This window comes from Sphingomonas sp., assembly GCF_964263785.1.
Taxonomy (GTDB): Bacteria; Pseudomonadota; Alphaproteobacteria; order Sphingomonadales; family Sphingomonadaceae; genus Sphingomonas.
The window spans coordinates 41,351-55,480 of record NZ_CAXVWL010000105.1 but is presented as its reverse complement, the minus strand read 5'-3'; the positions used below and the strand labels follow the sequence as shown (position 1 = coordinate 55,480).

Sequence of the window (14,130 nt, the reverse complement as noted above, 5' to 3'; positions counted from 1 at the left end):
CTGTTGTGGATCGAGACCGAAAAGCCGCATATCGAGCAGATCGCGTCGATGGTCGACCGCATCCGTGAGGTGCATCCGACCGCCAAGCTGGTGTACAACAACTCGCCGTCGTTCAACTGGACGCTGAATTTCCGCCAGCAGGTGTACGATGGGTGGGAGCAGGCGGGCAAGGATGTGTCGGCGTTCGATCGCGCGCGGCTCATGTCGGTCGATTATGACGGCACCGAGCTGGCGGACGAGGCGGACGAGCGGATCCGCACGTTCCAGAAGGATGCGGCGGCGCGCGCCGGCATCTTCCACCATCTGATCACGCTGCCGACCTATCACACCGCGGCGCTGTCGACCGACAATCTCGCGAAGGAGTATTTCGGCGACCAGGGGATGCTGGGCTACGTCAAGGGCGTGCAGCGCAAGGAAATCCGCGAAGGCATCGCCTGCGTCAAGCACCAGAACATGTCGGGCTCCGACATCGGCGACGACCACAAGGGCTATTTCGCCGGCGAAGCCGCGCTCAAGGCCAGCGGCGCGCACAACACCATGAACCAGTTCGCGGCCTGAGGACCATGACAATGAGCGACACGCCCCCACCCGCCGACCGTCCCCGCAGCCGCGCGGTCTTCTCAACCGAGGACTTCGACCTGATGAAGGAAGCCGTCGGCGACTACGTCAAGACGATCGCCGACGATCCACGCTCGGCCAAGTTCAGCAACCTCTATCATCGCCTCGGCCGCCTCGGCTGAGCGCAGATCGGTTCCTGGGGAGGAAGGATGCCCGCCGGTGAGTGCCACCGGCGGGTGTTTTCGTTCCGTCGTTCGCGCTGAGCGTAGTCGAAGCACTCGGCCACAAGCACGTCAGCCGGATGCGGCCACCACATGCTCACGGAACCATGCCGCAACCTGCTCCTCCGGCAGCTCGCCGGCAGCCAAGGCAAGCATCGTGCGGATCGCGTCGGCCTTGTCGAACGTGATCGTCACGCCATTCAGTTGCAGGAAGAGGCGCGCCATGACCCAGGCGGTCCGCTTGTTCCCATCCAGAAACGGATGGTTGCGCGCGATCCCAAAGGCGTAGGCCGCGGCCAGAGCGCACGGGTCTTCCTCGCCGTAAGAGTGTTTGTTGATCGGTCGAGCGATGGCAGAGTCGAGCAGCCCCAAGTCCTTGACACCGTTAAGGCCGCCGTGCTCCGCAAGCTGGCGGTCGTGCACAGCCACCGCGACCGCCGCGCTCAGAAAGCGCGGCACCGGAACCGCGGTCATTTTGCAAGGACCGCCAGGATGTCCCGATCGTCGCGCATGATCTGCTCGGCCGCGCTCATCGCCTCGACGAACGCCGGATCGTGCGCGCGCATGGCAAAGCCGTCGGGCTGCTCCGACAGGAACAGCCGATCGCCCATTTCGACACGCAGCTTGGCAAGCACGTCCTTGGGCAGGATAACGCCGACAGAATTGCCGATCCGCACGAGATTGAGTTCAACGTTCATACGTTCGTTATAACGGCGATCGTCGAGATTTGAAAGAGGAATGCGCGCTTTGCCCGCCGAGCTCAAGGAATCCAACCTCGTCATCTTCGCCGCGCTCGCCGCAAACCTCGGTATCGCGGTCGCCAAGTTCGTCGCCGCCGCGATCACCGGCTCGTCGTCGATGCTGACGGAGGGTGTTCACTCGCTCGTCGACAGCGGCAATCAGGTGCTGCTGCTCTACGGCAAGCACCGCAGCGATCGCCCGCCGGACGCCGCCCACCCCTTCGGCTATGCGCGCGAGCTGTATTTCTGGAGCTTCGTCGTCGCGATCCTGATTTTCGCGGTCGGCGCGGGGGTGTCGGTGTACGAAGGCTGGCAGCATATCCGGGAGCCCGAGCCGCTGCGTTCACCGCTCGCCAACTACCTCGTCCTGGCGATCGCTTTCGCGCTCGAGGGCACGTCGTGGTTCCTGGCGCTGCGCGCCTTCAACGCGGTCCGCGGCGACCAGGGCTGGTGGCAGGCGATCCGCATCTCGAAAGACCCGGCGGGCTTCATCGTCCTGTTCGAGGATTCGGCAGCACTCGCCGGGCTCGTCATCGCCGGGGCCGGCGTCTGGGCCAGCCACGCCTTCGAAGACCCGCGGATCGATGGCGTCGCCTCCATCGCGATCGGCGCGATCCTCGGCGTCGTCGCGGTGCTGCTGGCGCGCGAATCGAAGGGGCTTCTGATCGGCGAGCGCGCCGACCCGGGCGTGATTGCCCGCGTCCGCGCGCTGGTCGATGCCGAACCGCGGATCACCGCGGTCAACCACGTCCGCACCATCCACACGGGCCCGACCAGCATCTTCGTCGCGATCAGCGCCGATTTCGACGACGCCATGACGATGGGCGAAGGCGAAGCGCTGATCGAACGGATGGAAGCGCATTTGAAGGCGCAGGAGCCGATGCTCTCCTCGATCTACATCCGCCCCGAACGCCGTGAGGATGCGGTGGTGACGGCACTGGGGGGATGATGGTAAAGGCCCGGCCTCACAACGGATTGCCCGCGATGAAGACCGTATTGCGCCTGCTCGCCGTCCTCGTTCTCTGGCTGGGCGTCGCCATCCCCGCCCAGGCGGCGGTGACGATCACCTTCTGGAGCCACGAGCTCGGCAACAGCTTCCCGCACGCCTTCTTCACGCTGCGCGGAGTGCCCGACGCCGGCGGCGCGCCGGTCGATCTCACCTACGGCTTCACCGCAAAGTCGGTGACCCCGGCGATCCTGATGGGCACCGTCGCGGGCAAGCTCGACATCGCCAAACCCGGCTATATCGCAGGGAGCACCGCGCAATTCGCGGTCGTGCTCAGCGATGCGCAATATGCCGACGTGCTTGCGCTCGTCGCTCTGTGGGGCGGCCCCGGCGAGGAGGGCCGCTACCGCCTCAACGGCCACAATTGCGTCGATTTCGTCAAGGAAGCCGCGCGCCGTTCGGGCCTGGCCGATGTCGAACGTCCGACGCTGATGAAGCGCCCGCGCTCGTATCTGAAGTCGATCGCCGAAGCGAATACGGACAAGGTCGAGATCATCGACAAGCAGGGACGCGACTATCTGCCATCGCTGGCCGCACTTCCGCGGGACGACGCTCCCGGGGCTTCGGTCACCCCGCCGGTGGAAGCAGTTCGATGACGTCCAGCGTCGATTCGAAGCGCGGATGTGGCAGCACGATCCGCCACCGTGCCTCGCCGACCCGCTCGACGATCCCCGCCATGTCGCGCGACGCGTCGCGGCCATAGTTCAGCGCGCGGGTTTCGTCGCCGATCACCACCGTGCCCAGGAAGATCGCGCGCGCATCCGTGTCGGCAAAGATCGCACCCACCGGGCGCTGGCCGCCGCTCTCCCGAACGAACCCGGTGCCGCCCTCGATCGGCGCGACGGTACACCGTCCCCACACCGACATCGCGAACTCGGGCGTCCCCGCCTCGCGCCCGCCCAGCTTGAACATCCGGCAACGATAAGCGCCCGCTGGCGGAATCGGCCCGCTCAGCGCGCGATCGGGATCGAACAGCAGCCCCTGCGCCCCCGCCTGCGCCGCCGATCCGCCGCCGCGCACCTGGCGCAATGCCGACATCCACGCGCCGCGCCACTCGCGAAGCCGCGCGCGGTCCGCCGGGGTCGCCACACGCCGCCAGTCGACCTGTGCCGCCTGGGCCATCCCGCACGCCAGCAGCAGTGCGATGGCCGCCGCGTATCTCAAGCCGCGGTCCACCCACCATCCATCGACAGATTGGCGCCGGTGATCGCCTTGGCTTCCTCGCGGCACAGAAACAGCGCGAGTGCGGCGACCTGCTCGGGCGTCACGAAGTCCTTGGTCGGCTGCGCGGCGAGCAGCACGTCGGTCATCACCTGCTCGCGGCTCATTCCGCGCGCCTTCATGGTGTCCGGGATCTGGTTCTCGACCAGCTGGGTCCACACATAGCCCGGCGAGATGCAATTGACGGTGATGCCGCAGGTCGCGGTCTCCAGCGCCACCGTCTTGGTCAGTCCCGCCAGTGCGTGCTTGGCCATGACATAAGCCGATTTGTTCGGGCTCGCGACCAGGCTGTGCGCCGACGCGGTCGAGATGATCCGCCCCCAGCCCTTGGCCTTCATGTGCGGCACCGCGGCACGCATCAGGTGCCAGCACGACGACAGATTGATCGCGATGATCGCGTCGAACTTTTCCACCGGAAAGTCCTCGATTGGTGCGACGTGCTGGATGCCCGCATTGTTGACCACGATGTCGCAGCCGCCGGTCTCGGCCACAGCGCGCGCGACGAGCCCCGCGATCTCATCGGGCCTGGCCATGTCGGCGGGGTCGTACAGCGCCGCCGCACCGCTCGCCTGCGCCAGCGCGGCACGCTCGCGCTCGATCGTGTCTACGTCGCCGAAGCCGTTCAGCACCACCGCCGCACCTTCGCCCGCGAACGCCTTGGCATAAGCGAGTCCGATGCCGGAGGTCGATCCGGTGATGATCGCGGTCTTGCCTGTCAGAAACATGCGCGGCCCTGTCTTGGAGTTACAACGTGCTTGCCCGCCATCAACCACCTGCTGCGCGCCGATGCAACCGCGGGCGCCGTTCGGGCATTCATCACGCCAGCGTAACTTTGAACGGAACCACTCCATGCGGCTCGACGATTTCGATCCCAACATCAACGTCGAGGACCAGCGTGGACAGGGTGGCGGGGGTTTCGGCGGCGGTGGCGGCGGCGGGCTGCTGTTCGGGCTGCTGCCGCTGATCGGCAGCCGCTTCGGCTGCGGCGGCATCGTCGTGGTGCTGATCCTGATGGCGGTGTTCGGCGGGCTCGGCAACATCGGTGGCATGCTCGGCGGCGGTAGCCAGGCGCCAGCGACCCAGAGCGGACCGCGCCAGGCGGGCAGCGATACGTCGTCCAGTTGCACCCTCAACGCCAACAGCCGCGCCGCGTGCAACGCCTTCAGTTCGGCCGATCGAACGTGGGAAGCGATCTTCGCCAAGAGTGGCCAGAAATTCACGCAGCCCAAGCTCGTCTTCTTCGGCGATCAGGGCGGCCGCTCGGGCTGCGGCGCGGCGCAGGCCGCAATGGGGCCGTTCTACTGCCCGACCGACCAGGGTGTGTATCTCGACACCAACTTCTTCGACGAACTGGCGCAACGCTTCGGCGCCAAGGGCGATTTCGCGCAGGATTACGTCATCGCCCACGAATTCGGCCACCACATCCAGAACCTGCTCGGCACCTCGGACCAAGTGTCGCGAGTCCAGCGTTCCGGCAACGAACGCGAAGGCAATGCCGCCTCGGTCCGTCTCGAGCTCCAGGCCGATTGCTATGCTGGCGTCTGGGCCAACGCCAACAAGGACCGGCTCGACCCCGGCGACATCGAGGAAGGCATGACCGCGGCGCAAGCGATCGGTGACGACACCCTTCAGAAGCAGAGCCAGGGCCGCGTCGTCCCCGACAGCTTCACCCACGGCAGCTCGGCCCAGCGCATGGCGTGGCTCAAGCGCGGCCTCGACAGCGGCGACCCGGCGCAATGCGATACGTTTTCGGGCGCGATTTGAGAGATTTGGTCGCCCTCACCCTGCCCACTGCCTTGGGCAGCAGGCCCCTTCCCTCTCCCGCCGGGAGAGGGAGGGAGGCGCGGAACGCGCCGGAAGGGTGAGGGCGACTTAAAACAACATCACACCCGAACCAGCATCTTCCCCGTATTCCCGCCCGAAAACAGCCCCAGGAACGCGTCCGGCATCGCCTCGAGCCCCTCGTGCACCGTCTCCTCGCGCTGCAATTTGCCCGCCGCCAGCCAGCCGCCCATGTCGCGGTAGAATTCCTCGGCCCGCGCCATGTAATCGCTGACGATGAACCCGCGCATCTGCACGCGATTGCCGATCAGCCGCGCCAGATAGCGCAGTTCGGTCGGCTTTCCGTCGTTGTACACGTCGATCATCCCGCAGATCGCGAACCGCGCCTTTGGACGCGCAGCGGCAAGTGCGGCATCGAGATGCTCGCCGCCGACATTGTCGAAATACACGTCGATTCCCTTCGGCGCCGCATCGGCCAACGCCTTCACCACCGGCGTGCCCGCCTTGTAATCGATCACCGCATCCGCTCCGAGCGACTTGACCCAAGCGCATTTCTCCGCGCCGCCCGCCGATCCGATGACGGTCATTCCCTTTGCCTTGGCGACCTGTACCACCGTGGACCCAACCGCGCCCGCAGCTGCGGAGACGAACACGGTGTCGCCTTCCCTGGCCTGGGCAACCGCCAAAAGCCCGAAATAGGCGGTCATCCCCGGCATCCCGAACTGCCCCAGGAACGCCTGCGGATCGACGCCCAGCGCGGGCAACTTCTGGACACCCTCGGCCGGGACGACCGCCTGGTCCCGCCAGCCCATCATGTGCTGGACCATATCGCCGACCGCGATGCCGGGGGCGTTGCTCTCGATCACTTCGCCGATCGCGCCGCCCTGCATCGCCTCGCCGATCGCGAACGGCGGTACGTAGCTCTTCACGTCGTTCATCCGTCCGCGCATATACGGATCGACCGACAGCCAGCGGTTGGCGACCCGCACGTCGCCCTCGCCCAGCGCACCATCGGCCAGGTCGATCATCGCGAAATCGGTATGCTTGGGCGTCCCCTGCGGCCGTGCCGCCAGCGACCATGCGCGTGCCATATCCTGCTCCTGTGCTTGTAGCTTCGGAACATCCGGTATGGCCAAGCCGCCGTCTGCGCAAGGGGAAGGACGCGCACGCTGGATCGCCCCGTGCTGCCGTGCGACCCTCGGTCGAACCCGCTTGCGGGAATGTCGGCGGGGCGGTTGCACGCCTGGATTTCCCAAGCTAAGGGCGTCGCAACGCGCGACTTCCAGTCGCGTGAGGCGCGGGGCCGTAGCTCAGATGGGAGAGCGCTGCAATCGCACTGCAGAGGTCAGGGGTTCGATTCCCCTCGGCTCCACCACCGCGCCGGTGCCACGCAAGCAGCGAAGCTGCGCGCGAGAGCACCAAGCGCGGCCGGCGGGCAGCGCCCGTCCGACGACGCGGCTTTGCCGCGGCGCTACCCCGCTCGAGTAGCTAAACCGCCCATGCCCGACGCCATCCCCGCCGCCACGCTCATCGTCTTCCGCGAAACCTCGTTCGGCCCGCCCGAAATCCTGATGGTCGAGCGCGCACGGGCGATGGCGTTCGCCGCCGGAGCCCTGGTCTTTCCCGGCGGACGGATCGACCCGGGCGACGTCGCACTCGCCGCCGCCATCGCCCCCGAACGGCACGACGCCGCCGCGCGCATCGCCGCGATCCGCGAAACCATCGAGGAAGCCGGCATAGCGATCGGCCTGGTGCCGCCACCATCGCCGCAGGCGATCGCGACCATGCGCGCAGCACTCCACGCGGGACAAGCCTTCGGCGATCTCCTGGACGCGATCGGCGCGACCCTCGATCTCTATGCCCTAGTCGTCTTCGCCCGATGGCTCCCCGCGCACGCGCACGCGCGCATTTTCGATACCCATTTCTACCTCGCGCGCCTGCCCGCCGATGCGCCGCCAGCGACCGTCGACACGACGGAAAACGTGCATCTCCGCTGGGCCACGGCATCGCAGGTGCTGACCGATGCCGATGCCGGGGCGGCGACGATCATCTTTCCCACCCGGCGCAATCTCGAACGGCTGGCAGGCTTCGCGAACTTCGCCGCGGCGTTGGCCGATGCAGGCGAACACCCGGTCCGCACCATCACCCCGTTCGTCGAGGCGCGCGAGGGCATCGACCACCTCTGCATCCCCGACGACCTCGGCTACCCGATCACCTCAGAACCCTTCTCCGCCGCCGTCCGCGGCTGATGCGCCGCGTTCGTCGGGCAATCGGCTGGGCGGTCGGCATCGGCACCGCGCTCGTTCTCGCGGTTCTGCTCTGGGCCTCGGTGCGCGGGCGACCGCAGGATCTGCCGTGGACCCCGCTCGATCTCGGGCAACCGCCGGGACTATTCACCGCGGGCAAACTCGCGGCGCTCGGCCGCGATGCGCCGCAATGCCGCGCGCTGCTGGATCGCGCAGGAGTCCGCTACGCCGCGCTGCCCGCTGGCGGGGACGGCCCACGCTGCGGCTATGCCGACGGCGTCCGCTTCGCGCCCGGCGGCGCGCGACGGATCGCCATGCGGCCCGCCAGTGTCGGCATGGCCTGCCCGGTCGCGGCGGCGCTGGCAATATGGGAATGGAGCGTCGTCCAACCCGCCGCCCAGCGCCATTTCGGCGCGTCCGTCGTCGCCATCGACCATCTCGGCAGCTACAATTGCCGCCACATCGCCGGTCGCGAAAGCTGGAGCGAGCACGCGACCGCCGACGCCATCGACGTCGCGGGCTTTCGGCTGAGCGACGGGATGCGGATCACCGTCCTGCACGACTGGAAAGGGTCGGGCGCAAAGGCCGCTTTCCTGCGCGAGGTGCGCGACGGTGCGTGCACCGTCTTCACCACGACGCTATCGCCCGATTACAACGCCGCCCACGCAGACCACCTCCACCTCGACGAAGCGGATCGCGGCACGATGGGCTGGCGCGCCTGCCGCTAACGGCTACGCCGCGGCGACGTCCACCTTTTCGACCCAATAGGGAAAGAACGCCGGCTGGCGGTTGGACCAGCCCGACGCCGTCGCCGCCGCCTCGCTGATCGACTGGAGCAGCTTGCGGCGCAGTTCCGGGTGCAGGTGCGGCAGCGCCGCCGCGGCGCAGAACGCGCTCGGCAACCACGGCCGCACCTCCGCGCCGATCAACCGCTCGTAGAGAAAGCGAAATGCCGAAAAGGTCGTCAGCCGCCCTTGCCCCAGGTCGAACGCCGCCAGCGTGATAAGCGGCGCCAGAAACGGCTCGATCGCATCGAGACCGCTATCGTCGGGCACCATCTCGCGCAGTTCGGGCAGATTGCGGTACAGCTTGGCCTGCGCACGGATGCTCGCCGCCTCGACAACGTCGCGCGACCAGCGCACCGTCGCATCCTCTCGGTCCAGACCGATATCGAGCGAACGCCGGACATACCGCTGTGTCGCCGACGGAAACCCAGCGAACTCCTTCATTTCGGCCAGCGTCATCGCACCCTCGGCCGGTTTCATCTTCGAACCCATCGCCTTACCCCGCCCGCTCGTGGTTACCGGGGATGACGATGCACCCAGGATGGTTAACGCCGTCCCTACCGCCTCATCGTCCCTGTCGGAAGCGAACACGAAAGCTGCTGCGCTGCAACAAGCTATGCGACGAGCGGAGGCGATGGGATGCAAACAATGCTGAAGTGAGGCTTTCGCGCAACTATATGTCAGCCGTACTCACTGGCCTTGCAGCTTGGCCTCGGCCTCCGCGTCGAACCCGGACGAGGCTGCCGGTTCGCCGCTGTCGCCGGGCTGCACCGCGCTGGGCGGGTCGCTGGCGTCCATCGACTCGTCCAGCCCGTTGTCGAGCTGCGCATCGGCATTGTCGGGGTTCTTCTCCAGCCGCTTCGCGATCGATTTGTCCTGGCCCGCCTGCTGGCGCGAATCCTCGGCATCGTTGTCGGCGGGCGCCACCGAAAGGCTGTCGATCGCGCGTTTGTCGATGTCGGTCATCACCGTCTCCTGTTTCGGTTCGCCAGCAGAACGGTTCAGTGCTACGGGCGTTCCTGCATGACGCGCACGCGCTGCGATACCAGCTGCGCCTCGCCGAAGGTCGTCATGAACGCGATGTCGGTCGCGTCGCGTCCCACGCACACGCGCGCCAGGTCGCTGCACGATGCCATGCCGGTCGCATCGACCAGCCGCCAGTCGCCGTCGAGCCACAGCTCGGCCACCGCATGGAAGTCCGGCGGATCGACGCCCGGCGCATAGGCCGAGACGCACCGCGCCGGGATGCCCCCCGCCCGTGCCAGCGCCACCAGCAGATGCGCATAGTCGCGGCATACACCCGATCGGGTCGCAAAGGTGTCGAGCGCAGTCGTCGATCCGTCGCTGGCATTGGCCCGGTAGCGCAGCGAGCCGTGCACCCATTCGGTCAGCGCCGCTGCCATCGCCCCGCCACTCAGCCCCGCGAACTCGCGCTCGACAAATCCGACGAACCGATCCGCCTGGCAATAGCGGCTCGCCAGCAGATACGGCACCAGCGCGCCGTCGTGCAGTCGCACCGGCGTGGCTGCGTAATCCGCCAGCCGCACCGCCTCGCGCGCGACATCCACCGTCGCACGGTAGGACGCGGTCATCCGCCCTTCGGCATGTACCCAGCATCGCTGGCCGACGCCGTCTTCACCGGGCACCGCGTGGATCGGCACGTCGGACCAGAGCGTCAGCGCCTCCGCGACGATCCGCTGGTCGGGCAGCGCCGCCACCTCGACCTGGAGCAGCACGTCGGCGGCATGCTCCAGACTATAGTCGAGATCGACCTCGATGCGCAGTCGCATCGCATTCCCCCGATACGAAAAGGGCCCGGCGGATGTCCGCCGAGCCCGTTCTCAGTCCACCGTTCGTTGCAATCAGTTGCGGCCCGAACCGAACAACCGCAGGATGAACAGGAACATGTTGATGAAGTCGAGATACAGGCTCAGCGCCGACATCACGACCGCCTTGCCGACGAAGTCGGTGCCGGCGACTTGTGCGTACAGAGCCTTGCTGCGCTGCGTATCGTAAGCGGTCAGCCCGGCGAACAGCAGCACGCCGACCGCGCTGATCACCATGCCGAGCGGACCCGACTGGACGAACATGTTGACGATGCTCGCGACCAGCAGCCCGACGACGCCGATGATCAGGAAGGTCCCGAATGCCGAGAGGTCGCGCTTGGTGGTGTAGCCGTACAGACTCAGCGCCGCGAACCCGGCGGCGGTCGCGAAGAACGCCTGCGCGATCGCCAGCGGGCTGTAGACGAGGAAGATCGTCGACAGCGACAGCCCCATCACGACCGCAAAGCCCCAGAACATCGCCTGCAGCGTCGCGGTCTTCATTCGTGCCTGGCCGTAGCTCATGCCGAAGACGAAGCCGAGCGGGGCGAGCATGATGACCCACTTCAGCGGGCCGCCCTGGGTGAAGACGCTCGCCGCAGCGCCGCTCAGCGCGAACGCCAAGGCCACCGCACCGGTCAGCAGCACGCCCGACGCCATGTAATTGTAGACCGACAGCATGTAGGACCGAAGACCCGCATCGTAGGCATCCGTGCGCGCGCCCGTCGCCGCGGGGCGGAACGACGCGGCACCGGGCCGGGGGTCAGACCAATTCGCCATGTTTGCTCCTTTGCCGGCATCCACGCGCCGGATGATGCGAATATCGGCGTTTCGCTTCGCGTTTTCAAGCGGAACCGCTACGCCGATGTCGCCATTCGCGCATCCGACATGAAGGAAAGGTGAAGGATCTGTCATGCGGCTGTTCGTTGCCCTGCGTCCACCGGCTGCCATCCGCGCCGGCCTTGCCGATGCGATGGAAGGCGTCGGCTGCGCGCGCTGGCAGGACGACGACCAACTCCACCTCACCCTGCGCTTCCTGGGGGAGGTCGATCGCCGCCAGGCCGACGACCTCGCCGCCGCACTCGATCAGGTGCACGCCCCTATTCCCACCGTCGCGCTCGCCGGGGTCGGCCGCTTCGCCGATTCGCTCTGGGCCGCGCTTGCCCCCGCCGAAGCGTTGGCGTCGCTCCACCGCAAGGTCGACCACGCCTGCGTCCGCGCCGGTTTCGCTCCCGAGCGCCGCGCCTATCTCCCCCATGTCACGCTGGCGCGGTTCGCGCGATCGCGAGGCGGCGATCCCGAATTCGCGCGGTGGCTCACGACCCATGCAGCGCTCGCCAGCCCCGCCTTCACGATGCCCCATCTGATCCTCTACCGGAGCACGCTCGGCCACGGCGGCGCCAGCTACGACGCGCTGGCGCGCTGGCCACTGGGAACCCGGGGGACGGTGGCGGGTTCGCTTCCGTAACGACCAGGGAGATACGACGATGCGGACGACCACGATCACCACGCTGGCAGCGACCGCATTGGTGCTGACGGGTTGTGCCAGGGGCATGGACACGGGCGCGCCGATGGCGGGTGGCCGCACGGCCACCGCAACGCTCCGCACCGCCGACGGCGCCGACGCGGGTCGCGCGACCGCGACCGAGGTCGCCGGCGGCATCCGCTTCACCGCCGACATAAAGGGGCTGCCCGGCGGCACCCACGGGATCCACGTCCACACCGTCGGCGCCTGCGATGCGCCCGGCTTCACCACCGCAGGCGGGCATTGGAACCCGACCGCGGCCAAGCATGGCACGATGAACCCGCAGGGCCCGCATGAGGGCGACCTGCCCAATCTGATCCTCGGACCCGACGGCCGCGGCACGGTGGCGGCGACGATCCCCGGCGCCATGATGGACGCGCTGCTCGACACCGACGGCGCGGCGATCGTCGTCCATGCCGCTGCCGATGACCTGATGACCGATCCCTCCGGCAACAGCGGCGGCCGGATCGCGTGCGGCGTGTTCGCGGCGGGCTGAAGTCCACCCATTCCTCCCCGGCACGGGGATGGGGACCAGCCGCAGGCTGGTGGAGGGGGCCCGCCGCACGCGATTCGTTTGAGGCGGCCCCCATCACCCCCGCTTCGCAGCGGCTAGATCGCCTCTCCCACCGCCCGCGCCCGCGCCTCGCGCGAAGCCTCGGCGGCCGGAACCAGGCGGATCGCCGCGATCGCGCACCCGACCGTCAGCGGCACTGCCAGCAGCAGCGACAGCATCCCCGTGGACAGGCTGCCCGACAGCGTCGACACCCGCCCCGCCAGATACGGCCCCATCGCCAGTCCCAGCAGCGTCGTTCCGATGAAGAACGTCGCGGTCGCCGCCCCGCGCATCCGGGGCAGCACCAGATCCTGCGTCGTCGCCGCCGCCGCCCCCAGCGCCGAGCTCGCACACAGCTGCCCGATCGCGAGCGCAGGATAGAAGACCAAGGTCGAATCGGCGGTAAAGGCGATGGCCAGGAACGGCGCCTGCATCACCGCCCCGAACAGCACCACCCACAGCCGCCCCGCCGGGTGGCGCTGCCGCAGCCGATCCGCAATTACCCCGCCCAGCGTCACGCCGAGAAAGCCCGAGAGCGCACCCAGGCTGCCGATCGTGAACCCCGCCGCCGCGGGCGTCTGCCCGAGCACCCGCAACGCATACGGCGCCGCCCAGAAGCTCGCCGCGTAGCTCAGGAACGCGTTCATCCCGTAAGCGACCACGGTACACAGAAACGCGGGCGTGCCGACGATCAGCGCGAACGTCGCCGCGTCGCGCCGCTTCAATGCGGTCGCCCACGAATACACCGCATAGACGCCGATCCCGATCGCGAACCACTGCGGCTTGGGCTCGCCCGCCGCGAGCAGCGCCGCGACCGCGGCGACGACGACCCCCAGCCCCAACAGGTTGATCGCCACCCCGCGCCCGCCGCCGCCACGCCAGGCGCCGTACACGGTCAGCGGCGGCAGGATCGTCAGCAACTCGTCGAAAAACGCGCGAAACGGCGCCGGATGCCGATCGGGCTCGGGCAGCCCTTCGACCGCGCCACGCACCGGCTCACGCAGGGTCGCGATCCAGATCGCCACCAGCACGCCCGGAATGCCGACCGCCAGGAACGCCGCCTGCCAGCCCATCAGCCCGAGCGGCCCACCGGCCGGATAGGCCGCGTTCCAGCGCTGGACGATCACCCCGCCGATGAACAGCGAACAACCCCCGCCGACGTACAGTCCTGCGGAATAGATCGACAGCGCGGTCGCGCGCAGCCGCTTGGGGAACCAGTCGGAAATCAGCGAATAGGCCGAGGGACTCGCGGTCGCCTCGCCGATCCCCACCCCTATCCGCGCCGCCGCCAGGTGCCCGCCGGTCCGCGACAGCCCCGAGAGCGCGGTCATCGTCGACCACAGCGCCAGCCCGATCGTCATCAGCCGCACCCGGTGCCAGCTGTCCGCCAGCCGCCCGAGCGGAATGCCGAACAGCGCATAGAACACCCCAAAGGCGGTGCCGTACAGGAACCCCAGATCCTCATCTTTCAGGTGCAGGTCGCGCCTGATGTCCTCGGCCAGGATCGAGATGATCTGCCGGTCGATGAAGTTCAGGATATAGACCACGAACAGGATCGACAGCACGTACCACGCGTAACGCGAGGCTTGCTGAGGGGGCGCCGATGCTCCCGTTTCGTCGCCGATCCCCGTCGCCATCCACCGCTCCCAAGCTGTTTCGCCAAGCTCGTT

At 67.9% G+C, this 14,130-nt stretch carries 18 protein-coding genes, 1 tRNA gene and 1 pseudogene; 10 read left to right on the top strand and 10 right to left on the bottom strand.

What is annotated here, in order from left to right:
• Together ACE5C1_RS14040 and ACE5C1_RS14035 are read left to right on the top strand one after the other, a co-directional pair.
• A pseudogene (locus tag ACE5C1_RS14040) lies at positions 1–558 on the top strand (isocitrate lyase); the annotation flags it as partial.
• Positions 559–569: 11 nt separating this feature from the next.
• Complete coding sequence (locus tag ACE5C1_RS14035) at positions 570–740, top strand: hypothetical protein (RefSeq protein WP_374944694.1); 171 nt, start codon at positions 570–572, stop codon at positions 738–740.
• A gap of 111 nt (positions 741–851) precedes the next feature.
• On the opposite strand, the gene ACE5C1_RS14030 is transcribed toward ACE5C1_RS14035, so the two are convergent.
• Positions 852–1,253, bottom strand: coding sequence for a type II toxin-antitoxin system death-on-curing family toxin (locus ACE5C1_RS14030; protein WP_374944693.1), 402 nt, complete (start codon positions 1,251–1,253; stop codon positions 852–854).
• Positions 1,250–1,543 carry an AbrB/MazE/SpoVT family DNA-binding domain-containing protein gene (locus ACE5C1_RS14025; RefSeq protein ID WP_374944692.1) on the bottom strand — a complete coding sequence of 98 codons (294 nt, stop codon included), beginning with the start codon at positions 1,541–1,543 and terminating at the stop codon, positions 1,250–1,252. The genes ACE5C1_RS14030 and ACE5C1_RS14025 overlap by 4 nt, the downstream gene beginning before the upstream one ends.
• Here ACE5C1_RS14025 and ACE5C1_RS14020 point away from each other — a divergent pair.
• On the top strand, positions 1,518–2,468 hold the full coding sequence (locus tag ACE5C1_RS14020; protein ID WP_374944691.1) for a cation diffusion facilitator family transporter: 951 nt from the start codon (positions 1,518–1,520) through the stop codon (positions 2,466–2,468). The genes ACE5C1_RS14025 and ACE5C1_RS14020 overlap by 26 nt on opposite strands.
• Positions 2,469–2,503: 35 nt before the next feature.
• Positions 2,504–3,121, top strand: a complete 618-nt coding sequence (locus tag ACE5C1_RS14015; protein ID WP_374944690.1) for a hypothetical protein — start codon at positions 2,504–2,506, stop codon at positions 3,119–3,121.
• On the opposite strand, the gene ACE5C1_RS14010 is transcribed toward ACE5C1_RS14015, so the two are convergent.
• Both ACE5C1_RS14010 and ACE5C1_RS14005 read right to left on the bottom strand, forming a co-directional pair.
• Positions 3,093–3,689: a DUF4893 domain-containing protein gene (locus ACE5C1_RS14010; protein WP_374944689.1), complete on the bottom strand. Its 597-nt coding sequence runs from the start codon at positions 3,687–3,689 to the stop codon at positions 3,093–3,095. The genes ACE5C1_RS14015 and ACE5C1_RS14010 overlap by 29 nt on opposite strands.
• Positions 3,686–4,471, bottom strand: a complete 786-nt coding sequence (locus ACE5C1_RS14005; protein WP_374944688.1) for a 3-hydroxybutyrate dehydrogenase — start codon at positions 4,469–4,471, stop codon at positions 3,686–3,688. The genes ACE5C1_RS14010 and ACE5C1_RS14005 overlap by 4 nt, the downstream gene beginning before the upstream one ends.
• Before the next feature lie 124 nt (positions 4,472–4,595).
• Here ACE5C1_RS14005 and ACE5C1_RS14000 point away from each other — a divergent pair, with 124 nt between their 5' ends.
• Entirely contained in the window at positions 4,596–5,510 is a 915-nt protein-coding gene (locus tag ACE5C1_RS14000; RefSeq protein WP_374944687.1) for a neutral zinc metallopeptidase, read from the top strand.
• 119 nt (positions 5,511–5,629) lie between these two features.
• Here the strand turns inward: ACE5C1_RS14000 and ACE5C1_RS13995 are convergent, their stop codons facing one another.
• Positions 5,630–6,619, bottom strand: a complete 990-nt coding sequence (locus ACE5C1_RS13995; RefSeq protein WP_374944686.1) for an NADP-dependent oxidoreductase — start codon at positions 6,617–6,619, stop codon at positions 5,630–5,632.
• Between the two features lie 208 nt (positions 6,620–6,827).
• On the opposite strand from ACE5C1_RS13995, the gene ACE5C1_RS13990 reads away from it, so the two are divergent.
• From ACE5C1_RS13990 to ACE5C1_RS13980, 3 genes are all read left to right on the top strand, one after another.
• Positions 6,828–6,903, top strand: a tRNA-Ala gene (locus tag ACE5C1_RS13990).
• A 124-nt stretch (positions 6,904–7,027) separates the two neighbouring features.
• Positions 7,028–7,777 (top strand): NUDIX hydrolase, encoded by a 750-nt coding sequence (locus ACE5C1_RS13985; RefSeq protein WP_374944685.1) that lies wholly within the window; start codon positions 7,028–7,030, stop codon positions 7,775–7,777.
• Positions 7,777–8,502 (top strand): extensin family protein, encoded by a 726-nt coding sequence (locus ACE5C1_RS13980; RefSeq protein WP_374944684.1) that lies wholly within the window; start codon positions 7,777–7,779, stop codon positions 8,500–8,502. Before ACE5C1_RS13985 ends, ACE5C1_RS13980 begins: the two co-directional genes overlap by 1 nt.
• A 3-nt stretch (positions 8,503–8,505) precedes the next feature.
• Here the strand turns inward: ACE5C1_RS13980 and ACE5C1_RS13975 are convergent, their stop codons facing one another.
• The 4 genes from ACE5C1_RS13975 to ACE5C1_RS13960 form a co-directional block, all read right to left on the bottom strand.
• Complete coding sequence (locus ACE5C1_RS13975) at positions 8,506–9,051, bottom strand: hypothetical protein (protein WP_374944683.1); 546 nt, start codon at positions 9,049–9,051, stop codon at positions 8,506–8,508.
• Positions 9,052–9,249: 198 nt separating this feature from the next.
• Positions 9,250–9,525 (bottom strand): hypothetical protein, encoded by a 276-nt coding sequence (locus tag ACE5C1_RS13970; protein WP_374944682.1) that lies wholly within the window; start codon positions 9,523–9,525, stop codon positions 9,250–9,252.
• Between the two features lie 41 nt (positions 9,526–9,566).
• Positions 9,567–10,349: a transglutaminase family protein gene (locus tag ACE5C1_RS13965; RefSeq protein ID WP_374944681.1), complete on the bottom strand. Its 783-nt coding sequence runs from the start codon at positions 10,347–10,349 to the stop codon at positions 9,567–9,569.
• 72 nt (positions 10,350–10,421) lie between these two features.
• Positions 10,422–11,162 carry a Bax inhibitor-1 family protein gene (locus tag ACE5C1_RS13960; protein WP_374944680.1) on the bottom strand — a complete coding sequence of 247 codons (741 nt, stop codon included), beginning with the start codon at positions 11,160–11,162 and terminating at the stop codon, positions 10,422–10,424.
• 133 nt (positions 11,163–11,295) lie between these two features.
• Between ACE5C1_RS13960 and thpR the strand changes: the two genes are divergently transcribed.
• Positions 11,296–11,850, top strand: a complete 555-nt coding sequence (gene thpR, locus ACE5C1_RS13955; protein ID WP_374944679.1) for an RNA 2',3'-cyclic phosphodiesterase — start codon at positions 11,296–11,298, stop codon at positions 11,848–11,850.
• A 19-nt stretch (positions 11,851–11,869) separates the two neighbouring features.
• Positions 11,870–12,403, top strand: a complete 534-nt coding sequence (locus tag ACE5C1_RS13950; RefSeq protein WP_374944678.1) for a superoxide dismutase family protein — start codon at positions 11,870–11,872, stop codon at positions 12,401–12,403.
• Between the two features lie 113 nt (positions 12,404–12,516).
• On the opposite strand, the gene ACE5C1_RS13945 is transcribed toward ACE5C1_RS13950, so the two are convergent.
• Entirely contained in the window at positions 12,517–14,097 is a 1,581-nt protein-coding gene (locus ACE5C1_RS13945; RefSeq protein WP_374944677.1) for a spinster family MFS transporter, read from the bottom strand.
• Between the last annotated feature and the right edge of the window lie 33 nt (positions 14,098–14,130).

Excerpts from the sequence above, each read along its gene's own strand:
- ACE5C1_RS14035 (WP_374944694.1), top strand. The coding sequence starts at position 570 with ATGAGCGACACGCCCCCACCCGCCGACCGTCCCCGCAGCCGCGCGGTC.
- ACE5C1_RS14005 (WP_374944688.1), bottom strand. The coding sequence starts at position 4,471 with ATGTTTCTGACAGGCAAGACCGCGATCATCACCGGATCGACCTCCGGC.
- thpR (WP_374944679.1), top strand. The coding sequence starts at position 11,296 with ATGCGGCTGTTCGTTGCCCTGCGTCCACCGGCTGCCATCCGCGCCGGC.
- ACE5C1_RS14000 (WP_374944687.1), top strand. The coding sequence starts at position 4,596 with ATGCGGCTCGACGATTTCGATCCCAACATCAACGTCGAGGACCAGCGT.
- ACE5C1_RS14015 (WP_374944690.1), top strand. The coding sequence starts at position 2,504 with ATGAAGACCGTATTGCGCCTGCTCGCCGTCCTCGTTCTCTGGCTGGGC.
- ACE5C1_RS13995 (WP_374944686.1), bottom strand. The coding sequence starts at position 6,619 with ATGGCACGCGCATGGTCGCTGGCGGCACGGCCGCAGGGGACGCCCAAG.
- ACE5C1_RS13950 (WP_374944678.1), top strand. The coding sequence starts at position 11,870 with ATGCGGACGACCACGATCACCACGCTGGCAGCGACCGCATTGGTGCTG.
- ACE5C1_RS13980 (WP_374944684.1), top strand. The coding sequence starts at position 7,777 with ATGCGCCGCGTTCGTCGGGCAATCGGCTGGGCGGTCGGCATCGGCACC.
- ACE5C1_RS13975 (WP_374944683.1), bottom strand. The coding sequence starts at position 9,051 with ATGGGTTCGAAGATGAAACCGGCCGAGGGTGCGATGACGCTGGCCGAA.
- ACE5C1_RS14020 (WP_374944691.1), top strand. The coding sequence starts at position 1,518 with ATGCGCGCTTTGCCCGCCGAGCTCAAGGAATCCAACCTCGTCATCTTC.
- ACE5C1_RS13985 (WP_374944685.1), top strand. The coding sequence starts at position 7,028 with ATGCCCGACGCCATCCCCGCCGCCACGCTCATCGTCTTCCGCGAAACC.
- ACE5C1_RS13960 (WP_374944680.1), bottom strand. The coding sequence starts at position 11,162 with ATGGCGAATTGGTCTGACCCCCGGCCCGGTGCCGCGTCGTTCCGCCCC.
- ACE5C1_RS14030 (WP_374944693.1), bottom strand. The coding sequence starts at position 1,253 with ATGACCGCGGTTCCGGTGCCGCGCTTTCTGAGCGCGGCGGTCGCGGTG.
- ACE5C1_RS13965 (WP_374944681.1), bottom strand. The coding sequence starts at position 10,349 with ATGCGACTGCGCATCGAGGTCGATCTCGACTATAGTCTGGAGCATGCC.
- ACE5C1_RS13945 (WP_374944677.1), bottom strand. The coding sequence starts at position 14,097 with ATGGCGACGGGGATCGGCGACGAAACGGGAGCATCGGCGCCCCCTCAG.
- ACE5C1_RS13970 (WP_374944682.1), bottom strand. The coding sequence starts at position 9,525 with ATGACCGACATCGACAAACGCGCGATCGACAGCCTTTCGGTGGCGCCC.